The sequence below is a fragment of the Paraburkholderia eburnea genome, from assembly GCF_002917095.1.
Classification (GTDB): Bacteria; Pseudomonadota; Gammaproteobacteria; order Burkholderiales; family Burkholderiaceae; genus Paraburkholderia; species Paraburkholderia eburnea.
This window is the reverse complement of sequence record NZ_PQGA01000004.1, coordinates 22,293-41,090: the sequence shown is the minus strand read 5'-3', so window position 1 is coordinate 41,090 and position 18,798 is coordinate 22,293. Positions and strand designations below refer to the sequence as shown.

The 18,798-nt window shown below is 63.8% G+C and carries 23 protein-coding genes; 18 read left to right on the top strand and 5 right to left on the bottom strand.

Annotation, left to right across the window (positions count from 1 at the left end):
- Window positions 1-2: 2 nt before the first annotated feature.
- The 10 genes from B0G62_RS31160 (at window position 3) to B0G62_RS10630 (ending at window position 6,458) form a co-directional block, all read left to right on the top strand.
- Window positions 3-1,772 (top strand): hypothetical protein, encoded by a 1,770-nt coding sequence (locus B0G62_RS31160; RefSeq protein WP_146055238.1) that lies wholly within the window; start codon window positions 3-5, stop codon window positions 1,770-1,772.
- 94 nt (window positions 1,773-1,866) lie between these two features.
- The gene (locus B0G62_RS10665; protein ID WP_103704161.1) at window positions 1,867-2,775 is read left to right on the top strand and encodes a glycine-rich domain-containing protein; all 909 of its coding nucleotides are present in this window, start codon (window positions 1,867-1,869) and stop codon (window positions 2,773-2,775) included.
- Complete coding sequence (locus B0G62_RS31605) at window positions 2,775-2,948, top strand: hypothetical protein (protein ID WP_167401220.1); 174 nt, start codon at window positions 2,775-2,777, stop codon at window positions 2,946-2,948. The genes B0G62_RS10665 and B0G62_RS31605 overlap by 1 nt, the downstream gene beginning before the upstream one ends.
- Before the next feature lie 84 nt (window positions 2,949-3,032).
- Complete coding sequence (locus tag B0G62_RS10660; RefSeq protein ID WP_103704160.1) at window positions 3,033-3,473, top strand: hypothetical protein; 441 nt, start codon at window positions 3,033-3,035, stop codon at window positions 3,471-3,473.
- Entirely contained in the window at window positions 3,470-4,015 is a 546-nt protein-coding gene (locus B0G62_RS10655; RefSeq protein WP_103704159.1) for a hypothetical protein, read from the top strand. The genes B0G62_RS10660 and B0G62_RS10655 overlap by 4 nt, the downstream gene beginning before the upstream one ends.
- Before the next feature lie 43 nt (window positions 4,016-4,058).
- Window positions 4,059-4,346, top strand: coding sequence for a hypothetical protein (locus B0G62_RS10650; RefSeq protein ID WP_103704158.1), 288 nt, complete (start codon window positions 4,059-4,061; stop codon window positions 4,344-4,346).
- Complete coding sequence (locus B0G62_RS10645; protein ID WP_103704157.1) at window positions 4,343-4,849, top strand: glycoside hydrolase family 24 protein; 507 nt, start codon at window positions 4,343-4,345, stop codon at window positions 4,847-4,849. Before B0G62_RS10650 ends, B0G62_RS10645 begins: the two co-directional genes overlap by 4 nt.
- A complete protein-coding gene (locus B0G62_RS10640; RefSeq protein WP_103704156.1) occupies window positions 4,846-5,160 on the top strand; it encodes a hypothetical protein in 315 nt (104 codons plus the stop codon). The genes B0G62_RS10645 and B0G62_RS10640 overlap by 4 nt, the downstream gene beginning before the upstream one ends.
- A 20-nt stretch (window positions 5,161-5,180) precedes the next feature.
- Complete coding sequence (locus B0G62_RS31155) at window positions 5,181-5,738, top strand: hypothetical protein (protein WP_146055237.1); 558 nt, start codon at window positions 5,181-5,183, stop codon at window positions 5,736-5,738.
- A gap of 507 nt (window positions 5,739-6,245) precedes the next feature.
- Window positions 6,246-6,458 (top strand): hypothetical protein, encoded by a 213-nt coding sequence (locus B0G62_RS10630; RefSeq protein ID WP_103704154.1) that lies wholly within the window; start codon window positions 6,246-6,248, stop codon window positions 6,456-6,458.
- A gap of 161 nt (window positions 6,459-6,619) precedes the next feature.
- On the opposite strand, the gene B0G62_RS10625 is transcribed toward B0G62_RS10630, so the two are convergent.
- Entirely contained in the window at window positions 6,620-7,063 is a 444-nt protein-coding gene (locus B0G62_RS10625) for a hypothetical protein (protein ID WP_103704153.1), read from the bottom strand.
- Between the two features lie 117 nt (window positions 7,064-7,180).
- Window positions 7,181-8,062, bottom strand: a complete 882-nt coding sequence (locus tag B0G62_RS10620) for an aldo/keto reductase family oxidoreductase (RefSeq protein WP_103704152.1) — start codon at window positions 8,060-8,062, stop codon at window positions 7,181-7,183.
- Between the two features lie 132 nt (window positions 8,063-8,194).
- On the opposite strand from B0G62_RS10620, the gene B0G62_RS10615 reads away from it, so the two are divergent.
- Window positions 8,195-9,169: a LysR family transcriptional regulator gene (locus B0G62_RS10615; protein ID WP_103704151.1), complete on the top strand. Its 975-nt coding sequence runs from the start codon at window positions 8,195-8,197 to the stop codon at window positions 9,167-9,169.
- Between the two features lie 21 nt (window positions 9,170-9,190).
- On the opposite strand, the gene B0G62_RS10610 is transcribed toward B0G62_RS10615, so the two are convergent.
- Window positions 9,191-10,147, bottom strand: coding sequence for a DMT family transporter (locus B0G62_RS10610; RefSeq protein ID WP_103704150.1), 957 nt, complete (start codon window positions 10,145-10,147; stop codon window positions 9,191-9,193).
- Between the two features lie 116 nt (window positions 10,148-10,263).
- On the opposite strand from B0G62_RS10610, the gene B0G62_RS10605 reads away from it, so the two are divergent.
- The gene (locus tag B0G62_RS10605; protein ID WP_244193178.1) at window positions 10,264-11,040 is read left to right on the top strand and encodes an AraC family transcriptional regulator; all 777 of its coding nucleotides are present in this window, start codon (window positions 10,264-10,266) and stop codon (window positions 11,038-11,040) included.
- Window positions 11,041-11,058: 18 nt separating this feature from the next.
- On the opposite strand, the gene B0G62_RS10600 is transcribed toward B0G62_RS10605, so the two are convergent.
- Both B0G62_RS10600 and B0G62_RS10595 read right to left on the bottom strand, forming a co-directional pair.
- A complete protein-coding gene (locus B0G62_RS10600; protein ID WP_103704149.1) occupies window positions 11,059-11,562 on the bottom strand; it encodes a GAF domain-containing protein in 504 nt (167 codons plus the stop codon).
- A gap of 130 nt (window positions 11,563-11,692) precedes the next feature.
- On the bottom strand, window positions 11,693-12,289 hold the full coding sequence (locus tag B0G62_RS10595) for a LysE family translocator (RefSeq protein ID WP_103704415.1): 597 nt from the start codon (window positions 12,287-12,289) through the stop codon (window positions 11,693-11,695).
- Window positions 12,290-12,661: 372 nt separating this feature from the next.
- Here B0G62_RS10595 and rbsK point away from each other — a divergent pair, with 372 nt between their 5' ends.
- The 6 genes from rbsK (at window position 12,662) to B0G62_RS10565 (ending at window position 18,797) form a co-directional block, all read left to right on the top strand.
- Window positions 12,662-13,561 carry a ribokinase gene (gene rbsK, locus B0G62_RS10590; RefSeq protein WP_103704148.1) on the top strand — a complete coding sequence of 300 codons (900 nt, stop codon included), beginning with the start codon at window positions 12,662-12,664 and terminating at the stop codon, window positions 13,559-13,561.
- A gap of 35 nt (window positions 13,562-13,596) precedes the next feature.
- Window positions 13,597-13,995, top strand: a complete 399-nt coding sequence (rbsD, locus tag B0G62_RS10585) for a D-ribose pyranase (protein WP_103704147.1) — start codon at window positions 13,597-13,599, stop codon at window positions 13,993-13,995.
- A gap of 7 nt (window positions 13,996-14,002) precedes the next feature.
- A complete protein-coding gene (locus B0G62_RS10580; RefSeq protein ID WP_322789231.1) occupies window positions 14,003-15,520 on the top strand; it encodes a sugar ABC transporter ATP-binding protein in 1,518 nt (505 codons plus the stop codon).
- Window positions 15,521-15,574: 54 nt separating this feature from the next.
- Window positions 15,575-16,534, top strand: a complete 960-nt coding sequence (locus B0G62_RS10575; RefSeq protein WP_103704146.1) for an ABC transporter permease — start codon at window positions 15,575-15,577, stop codon at window positions 16,532-16,534.
- Between the two features lie 122 nt (window positions 16,535-16,656).
- A complete protein-coding gene (gene rbsB, locus B0G62_RS10570; RefSeq protein ID WP_103704145.1) occupies window positions 16,657-17,634 on the top strand; it encodes a ribose ABC transporter substrate-binding protein RbsB in 978 nt (325 codons plus the stop codon).
- 149 nt (window positions 17,635-17,783) lie between these two features.
- Complete coding sequence (locus B0G62_RS10565; protein WP_103704144.1) at window positions 17,784-18,797, top strand: substrate-binding domain-containing protein; 1,014 nt, start codon at window positions 17,784-17,786, stop codon at window positions 18,795-18,797.
- The last annotated feature ends 1 nt before the right edge of the window (window position 18,798 follow it).

Here is an 18,798-nt window from a genome sequence, read left to right as displayed (position 1 = left end):
TCATGATCCGTAAATTCATTTGCCGGCTTCTGGCCGGTTCAGTGCTGACGGCTCTATCCGTATCTGCGGCATTTGCCCAGTGGTCTTCCGGTCAGTTGCTGACGGCTGCGGCATTGAACTATCAGTTCGCGCTCTACGTGCCGATCGCGGGCGGTACGCTCACAGGGCCGCTTACGGTGCCGACGCTGACTGTCTCCAACGCACTCAGCGCCACCAATTCCCAGATCACAGGAACTGCGAGCTCTCCGGGCAGTTTAAGCATTGAGAATCAGGTCATCGGCGCTGCCGCGACTCTTGGCTTCGGGACCACCACTTGGTCACCTGCCGAGTTGGAGATTTCAAACAATGCTACCAGTGACAACGTCCTGCATTTGATAAGCACTAGTCCTACGGGCATCAGTGCAATGGCTTTCCGAGGGACAGATTCTCAGTTCAATCCGAATCCCTCGGCCGTGAATGAGCATATGGCTATCGGATGGAGTAATCATGGTTCTCTGGATTTTATGGAGTTCTCGAATTACAACGCGGGGTTTAATCCGGCATACGCCCCTCCGCACGTAATCATGCAACAAACCGGAGGCATCGACCCGACTGGCGGCACTGCAATTCAATGCAATACTACGGCGGGGTCGGTGACCCTCTCGTGTGCTGGCCCCGTACCTGCGGCAGCTTCCTCGCTTTACGTTGAAGGTTACGGCATTCTCGACAATACGCAGATTGCCTCGGGCGGCGGGACATCTACGCCGACACTAACGAATGCGGCGACCCAAACAATCACGAATTCAACAATTCACTTTTGGACGCCAAGCTACTCGCAGCGCCAGTTTTTCTCTGCCGAGCGGGACAACCAGGTTTATTTCAACTATTGGGACGGCATGCAGGCTGTCGTCGTCAATCGAGCATCATCGCAGGAGCAAGTTGGTGTCTATGGCGGGCAGTTGTCCAGCGTGCGGCAGATCCTTGGGAATGCCATTACTGACGCCGCGAGCACCCGTGACCGCTTCATTTTGTGGAATTCGACGTCGACTTCGGCAAAAACTGAAACTATCCCAGGCTGCACCACCCCTGCGCTAGTCGCCTCAGGGTCTCCATCTACAGCAGGGCAAACCATCACGATTGTCGATGAGGCGGTCACGGCCGGGGCGTACCCAATTACCGTCAATCCGACTACGGGACAAATCAATTTCGGCAGCAGCGCTGTAATAAGTCAGAATTCGGGCTCCTTGACGCTTACCTGTGATGGCGCAGGGAATTGGGTCACCGCAAGTCCCGCGACAGGCTCGTTCGGCGCCCTGTCGGCAAGCGGCGCAGTCGGCGGCGCAGGCTTCTCGAACTATCTGGCTTCGCCCCCCGCTATTGGCGGGGCGACCGCGAATGCAGGTACTTTTACCACGGTCAACGCTAACACATCGGTCAACGCCAACGGTTCGTATTATGTCTTCAGCCGCCTCGTACTCGCCAATGTTTCGCCAGGCATCAGCAGCGGATTCGGCGCAGGCTCATCAATCGGGGCGAACACTGGCGCGATCGGCTTCAAATTGACAATCGGCACCGGTGGCACGGCCACGAGTGGCGTACTTAGCATGCCGACTGCATCAAATGGCTGGAACTGCTACGCAAACGACATCACCACGCAATCGTCTACCGTCTTTTCGACAAAAATGACTGCGAGCACAACAACTTCTGTGACGCTTACCAATTTCAATACGTCTGGAGCCGCTGCTGCCTGGGCGGCGAACGACACCCTCGTGGTCTCTTGCGTCGGCTTCTAGAGCGACAAACGCACGCCTGATACCAAGCCGCCTCCGGGCGGCTTTTCTCTTTCTGAGCCCGCTAAATACGGGCTTTTTTATTTCCGGAGTCGACATGTATCAATACGACGATCCTACGTGTGCAGCGGCGCTTCCTGCGCCGGCCGCGGGGGGAACTCCCGGTTACTTCACTGATGGCAATCCTGTCGGAGGAGTTGCGGCCACCGAGCTGCGCAGCGATTTCATGAACATGCTCATGATGGAGCTGCTCAACGTCGTCACCGCATCGGGGCAGACGCCCAGCAAGACGACGTACAACCAGGTGGCGACGGCAATTGAGTCGCTGATTGCCGCAAGCTCCAGCGGTCGCCTTCTCAATGTCCAGCTTTTTACGAGCAGTGGCACGTATACGCCTACGCCAGGAGCGAACAGCATCATCGTCGAAGCCGTGGGCGCCGGCGGCGGCGGGGGCGCCTGTCCCGCTGTGTCGAGCGGTCAGCAGGCAACCGCCGCGGGCGGTCAGTGCGGAATATATGCCCGCGCGCGTTTCGCCGCTGGTTTTTCCGGCGGCTTATCCGTCACGATCGGCGCACAAGGGAATGGCGGGGCAACCGGATCCAATGCAGGGACGTCCGGCGGCACGACATCATTGGGCTCCCTGCTTTCATGTCCCGGTGGTGCGGGCGGCTCAGCTGGCGTGGCATCAGGGAACGTCCTCACGGCCTCTCCCCAGTCGAGTAGCGCGACTGCCCCGACGATATCCGGCGGCACCCTGCTTGGCTTCAAAACGAGGCGATCAGGCCAGGGGCCGATGGTTTTGGGTACGACCATCGGAACGATCCTGGGCGGAGCCGGCGGTGATAGCCCATTCGGTATCGGGGGCGTGACCGTGGGTGGAGCGGCGGGCAATGCAGCGACAGGGTATGGCGCCGGCGGTGGCGGCTGTTCCCAATACGGTGGCGAAGCGGGGAGCGCCGGCGGCAATGGTGCGCCCGGTCTCATTATCGTTTGGGAGTATGCGTAATGGCCAGATATGCAGTCGTGATCGCGAACGTAGTCGAGAACGTCATCGAGTGGGACGGAACAACGCCGTATAGCCCGGGCGAAAACGCGACTCTCGTGCAGTCCGACACCCTCAATATTGGTGATGGTCATGAGGCACAAAACAGCGCGCCTGCAGGAAATACTCAAAGCTGAGTTATCAGGGCACTGCTTCGCCGGTTAAACGCCGCCTTCGGGCGGCGTTTCTATTTCAGCCTCTCTTTGTGACTCCTCATCCCTATGGCAACCACTGGCGACGATCTAGGCCTCGTCAAGCTCCTGTCCGGCATCTCGGCTTCGCTTGCCGTTCTGGCCGGCACGCTCTCGGCAGGATGGATGCGTGCGCGCAAGGAGTTGTCCAGCACGCGCAAAAGCGAGTCGAGCGACAAGCTCGACATCCGGCGTGACGAGATCGAAGCGGCGACGCTCGAGAGCCTCGCGCGCGCCTCGAAGGAGTGGGAGTCCCAATATCACAAGGCGATCGCGCGCGAGACGCGATACCGACGCCTGCTCGCAGTGTCTGAGGCGCGCTATCGAAAAATGGTCCAGCAGGCCGCAGAGGACCGCATGCAGGACCGTCTGAAGATCGAAGCCCTGATGGCTGGCCTCGCCGAAAAAGATCGGCATATCGCCGCATTGCAGGCGCAACTCGGAGGCCGTCAAACGACGGACACGCCATGACGAACGGTCAGCGACTGAAGTTGTTCTGGCATCGGATCGACGTCTTTGTGCTGTCAACCCTCGTCGTGCTGCTCGCTATGGCGGCGGGCGCTGGCGTCATGAACTGGCTGAACCAGCGCGAGCGTATGCAGCTCGTCGATCGCTTCCCGGCTGTTCGTGCCGAAGAGCGCGCCGCATGCGTACACGAGTTTCAGGGGCGCATCGACGACCTGACGCAGCTCAATGAACGCAGCGCACAGGCGCTCGCGGATCTCCGGTCGTTGATCAAGGACACGCACGATGTCGCCCAGTACACGCTGCGCTTCCTGGGTGACCGCGCGCGCATCAGCGATCAGCACACGACAGCGGTGCTCCAACAGGCCAGGCAGGCCGCGCAGGCGGCCACTGCTGCTCAACAGACGAGCGCGCAGGTCGAGCGGAAGGTCGCGGTCGCGGCGGCGAAGGCGGACGAAGCCGCGAGCACTGCCCAGGCCGTCAGCCAGAAGCTGGACACAGCCACGAGGCCCGCGCTGCCGGGGAGGCCGTGGGCCGGTGGCCACTAGACACGCGCGCGGCGCGCGCAATCCCCCGAAAGGAGCATCGTGAGTGAACAGCCTAAAACTGGAACTGGTCGAGGACTGGCACGAATTCTGGAAATGGTCGGAGGTGCGGTGGCAGGCTTTTTTGGCCGTCGTCGTGATGGCGGTGGGACACCTCCAGGATCTGCTGAACCACCTGCCGGACCTGCTGATGTGGGTGCAGGCCAACTGGCCGGACCTGCTGCCGATCCTGCAGCACTTCTTCCCGTCGGCAACGCAGGCGGACTGGATCACCGCGGCGAACGTGATCACTATCCTGCTGCGGGTCACGCAGCGCAAGGCGCCCGCGCAATGAACGCGAACCGCGTGGCCGTGCTCGCGATGATCCGGCGCAGCGAAGGCACGGTGACGTCCCCGGTCACGAAGTGCGGCGGTTACGACGTGATCGTTACCGGCGCTGATGGCAAGCCCGAGGTATTCACCGATTTCAGCACGCACCCGTTCGCGGGCGGTCGCGCGGCGAAGTTGATCCGCGAGAAGACCACAACGCGGCCCGCGCTCTATTCGACGGCGAGCGGCGCGTATCAGTGCCTGCTCGCCAACTGGACCCACTACTCGTCGCTGCTCAATCTGGCCGACTTCGGACCCAGTTCGCAGGATGCGATCGCGCTTCAGCAGATCAGCGAATTCCGCGCGCTGCCGCTCATCGACGCCGGCGACATCGCGGAAGCACTCAAGCTAATCGCGCCGCTGTGGGCAAGCCTTCAGGGTGCCGGCTATGGCCAGCACGAGAACACCACCAATACGCTGATCGCCTGGTATGTGGCGGCAGGCGGCACAACCGGAGCTGCAGCATGACCGCTATCGCCGCAATCGTGAGTTTCATCAACGGACTATGGACGCTCGCCCGCAACCTGCTCGGACTTGGATCGGGTACGCCCAAGGACGAGAACACCCAGGCCGTCGAGGTCGCCAACAAGGCCGGCGCGCTGTCGGCCACCGAGGCGCGCGACACGCGCGCGCAAACCGAGAAGGAGATCGCCGCCAATGCTGCGCAAACTGATTCCGATGCTGCTGCTGTGCGCGACGCTGACAGCCTGCAAGACGGTGCCGACGCCGTCAATCGCGCCGTCGCTCGCTCCCGTGCACACCCTGATTCCGACGGTTGACTGTGGAGAGGACCAGCCCGATGCCCAACTTCCTGATTACCCTGCGGCGCCTGCTGTCGAGTCGGTTGACTCGCTGCGCGCCTATTCCCGATCCCAGCAGCAGTGGGCCGTCCGCGCCGTCGGCGTCGTCGAGGACGAACATACCCTACGCCGAACAACCCAAACCTGCCTCGACGGCCTGCGCGCCCGAGGCCTTATCAACTGAAATGAAGGAATCCACGATGAATATCTCCCTGTCGACGATCGCCGCCGCCATTGTCTCGGGTGCCACCGCCATCGAGACCGCCATCAGCGATGTCGCGACGGTCGTCGCCGACGTCAAGAAGCTGGTTGCGTATGTGCCTGACCTGATGGAAACGTTCGAGAATGCCTACGCGTCGGTGACGGCACCGGACGCCGGCGCGGGCAAGCTGGCTGGCGTGCTTGCCGCTCTGGAAGCGGTCGCCGTGAAGATCGGCGCCGACTGGAACGACAACGTCAAGGCGATCATCAGCGCGATCATCGCGCAGGCCAAGGCGGCTTACAACGCTGTGGTGAGTCTGCCGATTTCGGCGGCGGCAGCGCCGGCAACTGCCTGATCGACGCTCGCGACGTGCCCGCGCGCAGCGGGCGCGCCGCCATATGCATCCGTCATCGGAACTGTCTTTCGCCTCCCAATTACCACGCGATGTCATGCCGTCGGGGCTGCCTACATGACAATGCCGTTGTCCAAAACCCCTCTGTAACTCATTGTTTTTTAAAAGTCTGGAAGATGCATCGCTGTGCGATTCAAAAAACGCAAAAACTCGCCTAATGTTATGAAAACAAAGGGTAAGTTCGCATCTAGATTGTCAATCATTGTCAGATTTGGCGATTTATGATTGCCGAGCCTGTCGCGTGCGTCGACAATGCATCAACGCCAGCGCCTCGCTTCTGTCATGCGGCGCAGCGGCGGTGGGAGAACGGGGGCGCTGGCAACGGTATCGATTGAAGGGCCACCTCGACAGGCAAAACGCAGGGATCAGCAGTATCGGCAGGGCTTGATAGGTATGCGCTTCGGGCGCGATGCGTCTGAAGCGTCAACTGACACGAACCGGAGGGGTCAAATGGGTATTCTGGACAAGGTAGGCGAAATTGCCGGCGCAGTGGCGGCCGTCGAAGCGGCGGAGAAGGTTGATCCGGACGCCGGTTTTCTGACGAAGGCGGCCGCAGCGGTCGCGGGTTTCGAGGGCGCCGGGGCGCTCGAAAATCTGGTCGAGAAGAAAGAGGATGAGAAGCAAGCCGACGCGGGCGATGCTTCGGCGGATCCGCAAGCCTGAACGGCGCAGCGGATTCTCCAGAAGGAAAAGCACGAGGTTCCCGCGTGCGCCGTTTGAGGGAGCGGCGCGCGTCGGATGAGAGTGGCAGGACTTCATAAGCCGCGGTTTTCGAACCGCGGCTTTTTTCGTCTGGCGATTTTTGTTTTAGCGGGAGCGCGCCGTTATTGCTTCACAAATACGAAGTCGCATTGCCGCGTAGTCGTGCGCGAGCCGGTGCCCGAGGCCGGGCCAAAATGGGCGCTCACGGTGTATTCGTAGGGCGTGCGCGGGTCCAGATGGCCGACCGAGTAGCCGGGCGCGCTCGTCAGGCCCTGACCGACCAGCGTGGAACTGCCGTCAGGCTCGATCTTGCCGTCGAGCGTGAACCAGCCGCCGCGCCCCTTGTCGCCGCGCTCGCCGTGCAGCACGCCATCGACGACCGTTGCCGGGAAATGGAAGGTATAGCTGTAGGCGCCATCCGGGCCAGTCTGGCAGGTGAGCGTGACGCTCCACGCGCCGTCGAAGCTCCCGGCGGCGTGGGCGTCTTGCCCGCATGGCGCGACGCCGATGCAGGCCGCGGCGAGCGCCACCGCGCGGGCGCGCCGCAGGACGGGGATTGCTGGCATCGTCGGGTCCTCCGGGTGTCGCGCGCAATTCACCTCGAATTCACGCTGGACCCATTCTGGACGCAAGGTCCATACCCGCGTGTGCGGCGCCGCTCAGTTCATCGCCCGGTTCGTCGCTCAGTTCACGGTCCTGCCGATCGCGTCGAGCCGCGCGAGCACGTCCGCGCTCAATTCGAGCGTCTCGGCCTGCATGTTTTCGCGCAGGTGCGTAAGCGACGACGTGCCCGGAATCAGCAGGATATTGGGTGCGCGATGCAGCAGCCAGGCGAGTGCGACGGTCATCGGTGTGGCGCCCAGCGATTGCGCGATATCCGAGAGCGCCGACGACTGGATCGGCGTGAAGCCCCCGAGCGGGAAAAACGGCACATACGCGATACCCTGCGCGGCGAGCACGTCGATCAGCGCGTCATCGGCGCGATTCACCAGGTTGTAGTGGTTCTGCACGCAGACGATCGGTGCGATGCGGCCCGCGTCGGCGATCTGTTTCGCCGTCGCGTTCGACACGCCGATGTGCCGCACGAGGCCGCGCTGGCGCAGCGTCGCGAGCGCTTCCATCTGGCGCCCGATCGGGCCTTCCGCCGGCTGGTGGATGTCGCCCATGATGCGCAGATTCACGATGTCGAGCACGTCGAGGCCGAGATTGCGCAGGTTGTCGTGCACGGCGCGCTCGATGTCCTCGGGTTCCAGCGCGGGCAGCCAGGCGCCCTTGTCGTCGCGCACCGCGCCCACCTTGGTGACGAGCGTGAGATCGGCGGGATAGGGATGCAGCGCCTCGCGGATGATCTGGTTGGTCACGTGCGGCCCATAGAAGTCGCTCGTGTCGATGTGGTTCACGCCCAGCGCGATCGCCTCGCGCAGCACCGCGACGGCTTGCGCGCGGTCCTTCGGCGGCCCGAACACGCCCGGCCCGGCGAGCTGCATGGCGCCGTACCCCATGCGGTTCACGGCGCGGCCGGCCAGCGGGAAGGTGCGTGCGGGGGATTTCGTCGGTTGCGGCATTGTGTTCTCCTCGAAAAGGGATGGCGCCAGTATGGGCGCGCTCGCGTTGTTAGATAATCCCATTCGGTCCGCACGGGTTGTTCGAAATTTCGCACAATGAGGGCGGTCTCATATCGCTCATCATCGGCCACCATGAACCAGGCAACCCCTCACGAAACCCACGCGCAGCCGAACCTCGCGTTCGAAATGAACGACCTTGCCGCATTTGCCGCCGTCGCGCGTGCCGGCGGCTTTCGCGACGCGGCACGCGCGCGCGGCGTATCGGCCTCCAGCCTGAGCACGGCGGTGCGGCGGCTCGAAACGAAGCTCGGCCTGCGCCTCCTGAACCGCACCACGCGCAGCGTCGCGCCGACCGAAGCGGGCCAGCGCCTGCTCGAAACCATCACGCCCCTGTTCGCCGAGATGAAGGCCGCGCTCGACGTGCTCAACGGTTATCGCGATCGCCCCGCCGGGGTGCTGCGCCTGAATGTGCCGGCCAATGTGGCGCGCAGCGTGCTGCCGCCGATCCTCACGCCGTTCGCGCAGGCATACCCGGAAATTCGCGTGGAAGTGATGGTGGAGGACGGTTTCGTCGATGTCCTGCAAGTGGGTTGCGACGCTGGCATCCGCTACGACGAGCGGCTCGATCAGGACATGATCGCGCTGCCGATCGGTCCGCGCACACAGCGCTTCGCCACGGCGGCGTCGCCGGCTTATCTCGCGGCGCGCGGCGTGCCCGCGCATCCGCGCGATCTGCTCGGGCACGCGTGTTTGCGCGTGCGCTTTGCGGGCGGCGCGATGGCGCTCTGGGAATACCATCGCGACGGCGAGACCCTGCGCATCGATCCGCCGGGGCAAGTGGTAGTGAAACCCGCGGCGTCGTTCGATCTCACGATGGAAATGGCGCTGCGCGGCGCGGGCGTCGTCGCGCTGTTCGAGGACATGCTCGCGCCGCACTTCGAAAGCGGTGCGCTCGTGCCGCTGCTCGCTGACTGGTGGCCCGAGTTTTCCGGACCGTTTCTCTACTATCCGGGGCGGCGTCATGTGCCGGCGCCGCTCAGGGCATTCGTCGATTTTCTGAAGTCGAAGAATGCTTCGTCATCCTTCTCATCCTTTTCATCTGCCTGATTCGCTGCAATCGGCGAACGGCTATCCCGCGTTCGTATCGATCGTGCTACGCGCCTGCATACGCCGCCACGCCAGCGGCGCGCGCCACGTCTGCGCGAGCATGACGCCAGCGAGCGCCGTGACGCCGCCCAGCAGGTGATATGCGTGCAATTGCTCGCCGAACACACTTACGGCCAGCGCCGCCGTGAACACGGGCAACAGGTTCATGAACATGCTGCAGCGGTTCGGCCCGAGATGCTTGACGCCTTGCATCCAGAAGTACGGCAGCACGACCGAGGCCAGCGACCCCGCGTAGGCAATCAGCGGCAGGCTCGCGCGGTTGGGCAGTGCCTCGGCCAGCGGCAGGCGCGAGAGCGGCAAAAGCATGAAAAGCAGGGCGGCGATGGCCTGAAAGTACGTCGATTGCCATGACGGCAGGCCCACGTGCCAGCGCCGCAGCAACACGCCGTAAAGCGCGTAGGCGAGCGCGGCAACGAGCATCAGCAGATCGCCCGTGTGGACGCCGCCCGCGAGCAGCGCGGCGGGATGGCCCGCCGTGATGAGCCACACCAGCCCCGCGAACGACAGCACGCCGCCACAGGCCATGCCGGCCGTCGGCGTTTCACCGAGCAGGGCGACCGAGAGCAGCATCGTGAGCAGCGGCACGAGCGCGGTCATGATCGACATGTTGGTGGCCGTGGTGGTTTTCGCGGCCGCATAGGACAGGCACTGGAACAGCGCCATGGCGAGCAGGCCGAGAAACGCGAGCTTCGGCAGTTGCGGCAGGATCGCGGCGCGGTTGCGCCAGGCCGCGGCGGGCACGAACAGGCTCATCAGCGTGACGGCCAGCACGAGGCGCCAGAAGGTGATGGCGTAAGGATCGATGGTATGCGCGGAAAGCCGCGACACCATGACGTTGCCGGACCAGAGCAGGATCGCGATAAGCGGGAAAAGCGCGTGGCGCAGGGAAAAGGCCGGAGCGGTTGGAGTCGCGGGCATTGCGTCGGTTCTCACGAGGGCTGGAAGAGCCCCGATCATGCGGGCGCAAGGGTATGCCCGTCGCACGCTAGAATGGCGAAAGCTATCGCAAAAATGCCACTTGAGCCGCCCGGACCATGATCGCCACGCCGCCCGCAGACGTCCACGTTCCATTCGAAGACACGCCCATGCCCGTCGCGGCGATGGCTGCCGATTATCCGCACGGCGCGTTCATCGCCACGCATCGGCACCGGCGCGCGCAATTGCTCTATGCGATCGAGGGCGTGATGCTGATCGAGGCCCAGGCGGGCCGTTGGGTCGTGCCGCCCACGCGCGCGGTCTGGCTCGATGCGGGCCTGGAGCATACCGTGCGCATGAGCGGCAACGTGCGTATGCGCACCGTATTCGTCGAGTCAGGCGCGGTCGATGGGTTGCCGCAGGGCAGTTGCGTGGTGGATGTGCCGCCGCTGTTGCGCGAGTTGATTCTCGCGGCCGTGGATGTGCCGCTCGATTACGCGGCGGGCAGCCGGCACGACTGGCTGATGCGCCTCTTGCTGGCGGAACTGGCCGTGATTCCACGTCTGCCGCTCTATCTGCCCTGGCCTGGGGACGCGCGCCTGCGGCGGTTGTGCGATGCGATCGTCGCCGCGCCGGAGTCGCCGCATGAAGTGGCGCGATGGGCTGGCGAACTAGGCATGGCCGAGCGCACGCTGCACCGCGCGTTTCAGCGCGAAACCGGCATGACGCTCGGGCGCTGGCGGCAGCACGCGCGTCTCTTTCTGGCGCTGGAGCGCCTCGCGCACGGGGAGAAGATCGTGAATGTCGCGCTCGATCACGGCTATGCGAGCCAGAGCGCGTTTGCCGCGATGTTCCGGCGGCATTTCGGCGTCGCGCCTTCAGCGTTTTATCGCTGAAGGCGCGCGGGAAGGGAGTTAGCGCGCGGCCTTCTTCCAGCCGGCTTCGACGAACACGCGGCACAGTTCGGCCATGCCCTTGGCGTCTTCATCGTCGAAGCGTGCGAGATTCGGGCTGTCCACGTCCCATACGCCGATCAGCGAGCCGTCCGCCGCGACGAGCGGCACGACGATTTCCGATTGCGACGCCGAATCGCAGGCGATATGGCCCGGGAATTCGTGCACGTCGCGCACGACCTGGATTTCACGCGTCTGCGCGGCGGTGCCGCACACGCCCTTGCCGAGCGGAATGCGCACGCAGGCGGGCTTGCCCTGGAACGGGCCGACCACCAGTTCCTTGCCGTCGAAGAAGTAAAAACCGGCCCAGTTGAGCCCTTCCAGCGAGTTGAACACGAGCGACGAGAAGTTGGCCGCGTTCGCGATCGCATCGGCTTCACCCTCGATGAGCGAACGCGCCTGGGCGGCGAGCGTCGCGTAGAGGGCGGATTTGTCAGCGGGCAGGGCGTCGGAAAGCGAAAACATGGGCGAGATACCTGAAAAAGCCGGGTTGAGCGGCGGCGCGAAGGCCGTCGCGATGTTCGAGGGCGCCAGTTTAGGCCACTTCGCGGGTTTTTGCCGAGGGGCGCGGCGTTGGGGCTTGACCGGATAAGGACTAACGCCCGACCAGCAACCGTCCGCCCACGGCCACCAACAGCGCGCCGGCCACGCTGTCGAGCACGGCCTTGCGTCGCACGAGCACGCCGCGTACAGCAGGATGCGAAGCGAGCAGGGCCATCGAGCAGTACCACGCACACGAAATGGCGGCTGCCAGCGCAACGACCGTGGCGTCGAACCACAGGGGCGCGTGCGTGGGCACCATCAACGCAAAGATGCTGCCGTAGAACGCGATCGCTTTGGGATTCGTCATGCTGGCCACGTAGCCCTTCCTGGCGGCGTGCCAGCCCGAACTCGCGGACATTGCCGCAACAGGCAACGCACTACGCGCGTTTGCGATCATTTTGATGCCGAGCCAGATCAGATAAAACGCTCCGGCAAAACGCAGCGCGACGGCGATCCATGCGGCCTGCGCGACGATCAGACTCAGTCCCGCAATCGCGGCCAACGCCCAGGTGCCCGACGCCGCGGCGAGCCCAAGTCCGGTCATCACACCCGCATGCCGCGACGCGACAGCCGTGGAGGTGACGATCACGAAATTCGGCCCAGGACTCGCGACACTTAAGAACAGCATGCCGGACAGTGCGATCAGCATATTCACATCGTTCAAGACGACCTCCGTTTTTTAGCGCACGCGTTTGCGTTGCAATTCGCGCCGCGCGCGTTCGATATGCGTTTAATGTCATCCATGATAGCCGTGTGTCGCAGGGCGTTCCCGGAGCGTATTTTTGCTGATCCAACTGGATTTTCGGGTTCCGTCTCGCACCCGGAAAAGTGGTTCGCGGTTCGCGGCTTCCTATTTCTTCTGACGTATCGGGTTATACCCTGGGGCTATTTCCCATGGTTAAGGACTCTGGTATAAATGCGCTCCAAAGCTGATTACGTTTTAGCACGGTAAATATTCACGGTTCGCAGCATGGCTAACCAGGCGGTTAATCATGCGGACCGCAAGCGGTGGAGGAGTGCCATGGCGCGCGTGGTAGTGGTGGGCAGCATCAATATGGACATGGTCGTTGCGACCGATACGTTTCCCCGGCTCGGCGAAACGCTGTTCGGCACGCGTTTTTCGACCTTTCCTGGCGGCAAGGGTGCGAACCAGGCGGTCGCCGCCGCACGGCTGGGCGCCGAAGTCACGATGATCGGCTGCGTGGGCGCGGATGCGTTCGGCGAGCAGATGAAGCAGACGCTCGCACGCGAAGGCATCGACGTGAGCCACATCCGCACGGGCACCGACGCGACCGGCGTTGCATCGATCACGCTGTCGGGCGGCGATAACGCCATCATCGTCGTGCCGGGCGCGAACAACGAACTCTCGCCCGCGGACATCGACCGCGCGAGCGACGCCTTCGCACAGGCCGACGTCATCCTCGCCCAGCTCGAAGTGCCGATGGAGACCGTGCTGCATGCTGCACGCCGCGCCCGCGAACTGGGCAAGCCCTTCTTTCTCAATCCCGCGCCCGCCGTTGCGCTGAGCGACGAACTCGTTTCGCTCGCAACGCTGTTGACGCCGAACGAGCATGAACTCGCCATCGCGCTGCAGACGCCCGCGGGCTGGTGGGCCGAAGTGCTTTCGCGCATGCCGGGCCGCATTGTGATGACGCATGGCAAGGACGGCGCGTACTTCACGCAAGCCGACGGCGCGCTCGTGCATCAACCGGGCTTCGCGGTCGAGGCCGTCGATTCGACCGGCGCGGGCGACACCTTCAATGGCGCGATGGCGGCGTTCTGGCATCTCGGCATCGGCGAGGCGGCGCGGCGCGCGAACGCGGCCGGCGCGCTCTCCGTGACGCGCGCGGGTGCGCAGGGCGGCATGCCCACGCTTGCCGAACTCCAGCAGTTTCTGGCTCAGCAAGATCCGCAGTCGTAATTCGTTTCAGGCAACAAAGAAAGCAACATCGCACCATGAAAAAACAAGGACACCTGAATCGCGACATCGCGCGCGTGCTGGCCGGCATGGGCCATACCGACAGTCTCGTGATCGCCGATTGCGGTCTGCCGATCCCGGCGGGCGTCGAATGCATCGACGTTTCGCTCGCGCTCGGCGTGCCGGGCTTTTTCGACGTGCTCGACAGCGTCCTCGCGGATTTCAAGGCGGAACGCGCGGTGTTCGCGAGCGAGGCGCAGACGCACAACGCGGCCGTGGTCGCGAAGAGCCGCGAGATGGCCGCCACGCAGATCGCCATCGAGGAAGTGCCGCACGAAGAATTCAAGCGCCGCTGCCGCGAGGCGAAAGTGGTGATCCGCACCGGCGAATGCAGTCCCTATGCGAATGTGATCCTGCATTCGGGCGTGATCTTCTAAGAGGTCCATGATGCAAGTGAAGATGCAGGGCATCGGCAAGGCGTTCGGTCCGGTGCGTGTGCTCGAAGGCGTCGATTTTCATATCGACGCGGGCGAGATTCATGCACTGATGGGCGAGAACGGCGCCGGCAAATCGACGCTGATGAAGATCCTCAGCGGCGTCTATCAGGCCGATGCGGGCCAGATTCTCATCGATGGCCGCGCGACGACGATCCGCAACACCGTCGAAGCCGAACGCGCGGGCATCGCCATCATCCATCAGGAACTCAACCTCATCCCGCAACTGACGGTGATGGAGAACCTGTTCCTCGGCCGCGAGCCGCACCGCTTCGGCATGGTCGATACCGCGACGATGCGCCGTGAAGCGCGCAAGTGGCTCGACAAGGTTGGCGCGCAGCGCATCGATCCGCAAACCGAGGCCGGCCATCTATCGATCGGCCAGCAGCAGCTCGTGGAAATCGCCAAGGCGCTGTCGTTGAACGCGCAAGTGCTCGTGATGGACGAGCCGACTGCCGCGCTCACCAATCGCGAGATCGATACGCTGTTCGACATCATGCAGTCGCTCAAGGCGAGCGGCGTCGCGATCGTCTACGTGTCGCATCGCATGGAAGAAATCTTCCGCATCTGCGACAAGATCAGCGTGTTGCGCGACGGGCACTTCGTGGGCGAGCGCGCCATCCCCGAGACGAACTTCGACGAGATCGTCCGCCTGATGGTCGGGCGCGAACTGGGCGAGCGCTTTCCGAAGCGTCGCCATACGCCGGGCGACGTGCGCATGAGCGTGACGGACCTCGCCGACGATGGCCATGTTGCCGGCATCACGTTCGACGTGCGCGCGGGCGAGGTGCTGGGTATCGCCGGCCTGATGGGCGCGGGACGCAGCGAAATCCTGCGCACGCTGTTCGGCGTGAACCGCAGGACGGCGGGCACGGTCACGCTCGACGGCCAGCCGCTCGACGTGCGCGATGCGTGCAGCGCGATCGGTGCGGGTATCGGCTTCGTCACCGAAGACCGCAAGCGCCAGGGCCTTGTGCTCGGCATGTCGGTGCGCGAGAACGCCACGCTCGTGCATCTGGACAGCTACGCGAAGCTGGGCTTCGTGAACGAGAAGGCCGAGCGCAGCGCCGTCGATGGGCTCATCAAGCAGTTGCGCGTGCGCACGCGCGACGCGGAACTCGACGTGAAGTCGCTCTCGGGCGGCAACCAGCAAAAGGTCGTGTTCGCCAAGTGGCTCGCGAAGCCGCCCAGGGTGCTGCTGCTCGACGAACCCACGCGCGGCGTGGACGTGGGCGGCAAGGCTGAAATTTATACGATCATCAACCAGCTCGCGGAGCAGGGCGTGGCCATCGTGATGGTGTCGTCCGAACTGCCCGAGGTGCTGGCGATGAGCGACCGCATTCTGGTGATGCATCAGGGTCGTCAGGCCGGGCTTTTCGAGGCGGCGACGGCCACCCAGGAACAGATCATGACTGCCGCAGCCGGCGGTCAGGCGGCGGCAGCGGCAACAGAAGCCGCAGCGGCCTGAACACGCCGCGCGGCGCGCTCACACCTCATTCCAGACAACCAGGCGAGACATTCCATGTCGCAACTCACCATGACCCCCGGCAGCAGGGCGACGCTGCAAAAGCTCGGACCATTCATCGCACTGCTGATCATTGCGGTGGCGCTGTCGATCGTGAGCCCCAACTTCCTCACGCTCGACAACCTGCTCAACGTGATGCGCCAGGCGTCCATCAACGCGCTGATCGCCTTCGGCATGACGCTTGTGATCCTGCTGGGCGGCATCGACCTGTCGGCGGGTTCGGTGCTCGCGCTGTCCTCCGTCATCATCGCCACGCTGCTCAGTTCCGGCACGAACGCGCTGGTCGCGACCGTCGCGGGCCTTGCCGCGGGCGGTTTGATGGGGTTTGCCAACGGCATCGTCATCAGCAAGGGCAAGGTCGCGCCATTCATCGCCACGCTCGGTTCCATGACGGTGCTGCGCGGCCTCGCGCTGGTCGTCTCCAATGGCAGCCCGATCAGCAGCTTCAACAGCGACTTCTTCTCGCTGCTTGGCGGCGGTTATGTCGCGCGTCTCGTGCCGATTCCGGTCGTGCTGATGCTCGTGATGTTCGGCGTGTTCTGGGTGCTGCTGCGCAAGACCGTGTTTGGCCGCCATATCTACGCGACGGGCGGCAACGCCGAATCGGCGAAGCTCTCGGGCGTGAAGGTCGATCGCATCCAGTTGTGGGTCTACACGATTTCGGGTGTGATGTCGGCGCTCGCGGGCGTGGTGCTGACCTCGCGTCTGAACTCGGCGCAGCCGACCGCGGGCACGGGCTACGAGCTCGATGCGATCGCTGCCGTCGTGCTGGGCGGCACGAGCCTCACGGGCGGGCGCGGCTGGATTTTCGGCACGCTGGTCGGCGCGCTGTTGATCGGCGTACTCAACAACGGTTTGAATTTGCTGGACGTGTCGTCGTTCTATCAGCAGGTCATCAAGGGCGGCGTGATCCTGCTCGCCGTGCTGATCGATCGCGGCAACAAGAAGTCGTCGTAACTCCGCTGTAACCGTATTTGCCGCATCGCGCGTCGTTTTCGCGCGATGCGTCGATTCCAGTTTAGTAGTAATCCTGATGATTTTCGATTCACTCTCCACACATTAAAACGAGGAGGAAGACTATGCACAAGCCGTTCCAGCCGTCGCTGTCCAAACTGTTTTCGGCGCTCGTCGCCGGTTCGCTCGTGCTGGGCCTCGCGGCCTGCTCGAAGGAAGGCCCGGGCAGCAGCACCTCGGACGCGGGCGCCAGCGGCGCATCGGCAGCCGCTCCGGCATCGGGCGCGCTCACGGTGGGCCTGTCGATCTCGACGCTGAACAACCCGTTCTTCGTGTCGCTCAAGAAGGGCGCGGAAGACGAGGCGCAGAAGGACGGCGTCACGCTCATCACCGTCGATGCGCAAAACGACCCGGCGAAGCAGCAGGCCAGCGTCGAAGACCTGATCGAGAAGAAGGTCAGTGTCATCCTGATCAACCCGACCGATTCGTCGGCGGTCGCCAACGTCGTCAAGGAAGCGACCAGCAAGGGCATCAAGGTGATCTCGCTCGACCGCAGCGTGAACGGCGCGGACGTCAGCTCGCATATCGCCTCGGACAACAAGGCAGGCGGCAAGATGGCAGCCGACTTCCTCGCCGACAAGCTCGGCGGCAAGGGCAATATCGTCGAGCTGCAAGGCATTCCGGGTTCGTCGGCGGCTAACGAGCGCGGCGCGGGCTTCGACGATGAAATCGCGGCCAAGGGCGGCGTGAAGATCGCCACGAAGCAGCCGGCCGACTTCGACCGCGCCAAGGGTCTTTCGGTGATGGAGAACATCATCCAGAGCAACAAGGACATCCAGGGCGTGTTCGCGCAGAACGACGAGATGGCGCTGGGCGCGGTGAAGGCGCTGCAGGCTGCGGGCCTGAAGAACGTGGCCGTGGTGGGCTTCGACGCCACCGACGACGCGATCGCCGCCGTCAAGGCCGGCCAGATGGCCGCGACCGTGCAGCAGCAGCCGGAACTGATCGGCCAGTATGGCGTGCAGACCGCGAAGAAGCTCGTGGACGGCCAGGCTGTCGACAAGTTCATCCCCGTGCCGCTGAACCTGTACAAGCAGCAATAAGGCAGCAAAGCTAAGGCAGCAAAGCTAAGGCAGCAAAGCCGTAGCAGTAACGCCCGCGCGCCCTGTTTTTATCACGGGGCGCGCTATTCTGTTGTACGCTCTCACGCAACCGCGTTCCCCATCCACTCCCCAGCCACAAGGAAGCCCGCGTGTCCCAGTTCGAGCGTCTGACCATCGACGACATTGCCCGCCTCGCGGAGGTCTCGCGCACCACGGCCAGCATGGTGCTCAACGGCAATGCCGAGCGCTACCGCATTTCGGCAGCGACGGTCGAACGCGTGCTGCAGGTGGCGCGGGAAAATCATTTCACGCCTTCGCAGTCGGCGCGATCGCTGCGCTCGCGGCGCAGCAACACGATCGGACTCGTGATTCCCGATCTCACCAATTCGGCACACGCGGCGCTCGCGCAGGCGATGGAATCGCAATGCCGCGAGCAGTACCGCTATCAACTGGTGATCGTGACGAGCGATGAAGACCCCGTGCGCGAGACCGAGGGCATCGCACATCTGGTCTCGCATCAAGTGGATGGTTTGGTGGTGGTGCCGTGCACCGCCGACGCGCCGCGCTACGAGAAGTGGGTCAAGCGCCTGCCCTTGGTGTTTGCCGACCGCCGCGTGGAAACGAGCGCGATCCCCTTTGTGATTACCGACGCCACGGAAACCGTCGCGACGCTGGTGGGCGAGGCCTTCGCTCAGGGCGCGCGCGAAGTGGTGTATTTCGGCGGCCAGCCCGAGCTTTCCGCAAGCCGGGACCGTCTGGCGGGTTATCGGCTCGCGCTGCAAACGCACGGCCTTGAGGAGCACGCCGACTGGGTGTTCCAGCGCGACTATCAGCGCGAATCGGGTTATGCGCTCATGAAAGCGTGGTTCGAGGCGCATGGCCGCTATCCCGAGGCGCTGTTCGCCGGCTCGATCACCTTGCTCGAAGGCGTGCTGGAATTCGTCAACGAAGCGAATGCGCTCGCGCAATCGCCGGGCCGTTTGATGACCTTCGACGATCATCAACTGCTCGACTGTCTGCCGCTGCGCATCGACGCCATCGTGCAGGACAGCGCGCAACTGGCCGCGCATAGCCTGCGCTGCGTGTTCTCGCTGCTCGAAGGCGATGCGCCGCCCGAGTCGCTGCAGGTGCCCGCGCAGATTCACTATCGGCGCAAGCGCTGAA

What these genes read in the sequence shown, in the direction of transcription:
- B0G62_RS10580 (WP_322789231.1), top strand. Translation starts at nt 14,003, where the DNA reads ATGATGCAAGTGAAGATGCAGGGCATCGGCAAGGCGTTCGGTCCGGTG.
- B0G62_RS10600 (WP_103704149.1), bottom strand. Translation starts at nt 11,562, where the DNA reads ATGTTTTCGCTTTCCGACGCCCTGCCCGCTGACAAATCCGCCCTCTAC.
- B0G62_RS10665 (WP_103704161.1), top strand. Translation starts at nt 1,867, where the DNA reads ATGTATCAATACGACGATCCTACGTGTGCAGCGGCGCTTCCTGCGCCG.
- B0G62_RS10640 (WP_103704156.1), top strand. Translation starts at nt 4,846, where the DNA reads ATGACCGCTATCGCCGCAATCGTGAGTTTCATCAACGGACTATGGACG.
- B0G62_RS10630 (WP_103704154.1), top strand. Translation starts at nt 6,246, where the DNA reads ATGGGTATTCTGGACAAGGTAGGCGAAATTGCCGGCGCAGTGGCGGCC.
- B0G62_RS10625 (WP_103704153.1), bottom strand. Translation starts at nt 7,063, where the DNA reads ATGCCAGCAATCCCCGTCCTGCGGCGCGCCCGCGCGGTGGCGCTCGCC.
- B0G62_RS10620 (WP_103704152.1), bottom strand. Translation starts at nt 8,062, where the DNA reads ATGCCGCAACCGACGAAATCCCCCGCACGCACCTTCCCGCTGGCCGGC.
- B0G62_RS10645 (WP_103704157.1), top strand. Translation starts at nt 4,343, where the DNA reads ATGAACGCGAACCGCGTGGCCGTGCTCGCGATGATCCGGCGCAGCGAA.
- rbsK (WP_103704148.1), top strand. Translation starts at nt 12,662, where the DNA reads ATGGCGCGCGTGGTAGTGGTGGGCAGCATCAATATGGACATGGTCGTT.
- B0G62_RS10655 (WP_103704159.1), top strand. Translation starts at nt 3,470, where the DNA reads ATGACGAACGGTCAGCGACTGAAGTTGTTCTGGCATCGGATCGACGTC.
- B0G62_RS10615 (WP_103704151.1), top strand. Translation starts at nt 8,195, where the DNA reads ATGAACCAGGCAACCCCTCACGAAACCCACGCGCAGCCGAACCTCGCG.
- B0G62_RS31155 (WP_146055237.1), top strand. Translation starts at nt 5,181, where the DNA reads ATGCCCAACTTCCTGATTACCCTGCGGCGCCTGCTGTCGAGTCGGTTG.
- B0G62_RS10605 (WP_244193178.1), top strand. Translation starts at nt 10,264, where the DNA reads ATGATCGCCACGCCGCCCGCAGACGTCCACGTTCCATTCGAAGACACG.
- B0G62_RS10595 (WP_103704415.1), bottom strand. Translation starts at nt 12,289, where the DNA reads ATGCTGATCGCACTGTCCGGCATGCTGTTCTTAAGTGTCGCGAGTCCT.
- B0G62_RS31605 (WP_167401220.1), top strand. Translation starts at nt 2,775, where the DNA reads ATGGCCAGATATGCAGTCGTGATCGCGAACGTAGTCGAGAACGTCATC.
- rbsD (WP_103704147.1), top strand. Translation starts at nt 13,597, where the DNA reads ATGAAAAAACAAGGACACCTGAATCGCGACATCGCGCGCGTGCTGGCC.
- B0G62_RS10660 (WP_103704160.1), top strand. Translation starts at nt 3,033, where the DNA reads ATGGCAACCACTGGCGACGATCTAGGCCTCGTCAAGCTCCTGTCCGGC.
- B0G62_RS10575 (WP_103704146.1), top strand. Translation starts at nt 15,575, where the DNA reads ATGTCGCAACTCACCATGACCCCCGGCAGCAGGGCGACGCTGCAAAAG.
- rbsB (WP_103704145.1), top strand. Translation starts at nt 16,657, where the DNA reads ATGCACAAGCCGTTCCAGCCGTCGCTGTCCAAACTGTTTTCGGCGCTC.
- B0G62_RS31160 (WP_146055238.1), top strand. Translation starts at nt 3, where the DNA reads ATGATCCGTAAATTCATTTGCCGGCTTCTGGCCGGTTCAGTGCTGACG.
- B0G62_RS10610 (WP_103704150.1), bottom strand. Translation starts at nt 10,147, where the DNA reads ATGCCCGCGACTCCAACCGCTCCGGCCTTTTCCCTGCGCCACGCGCTT.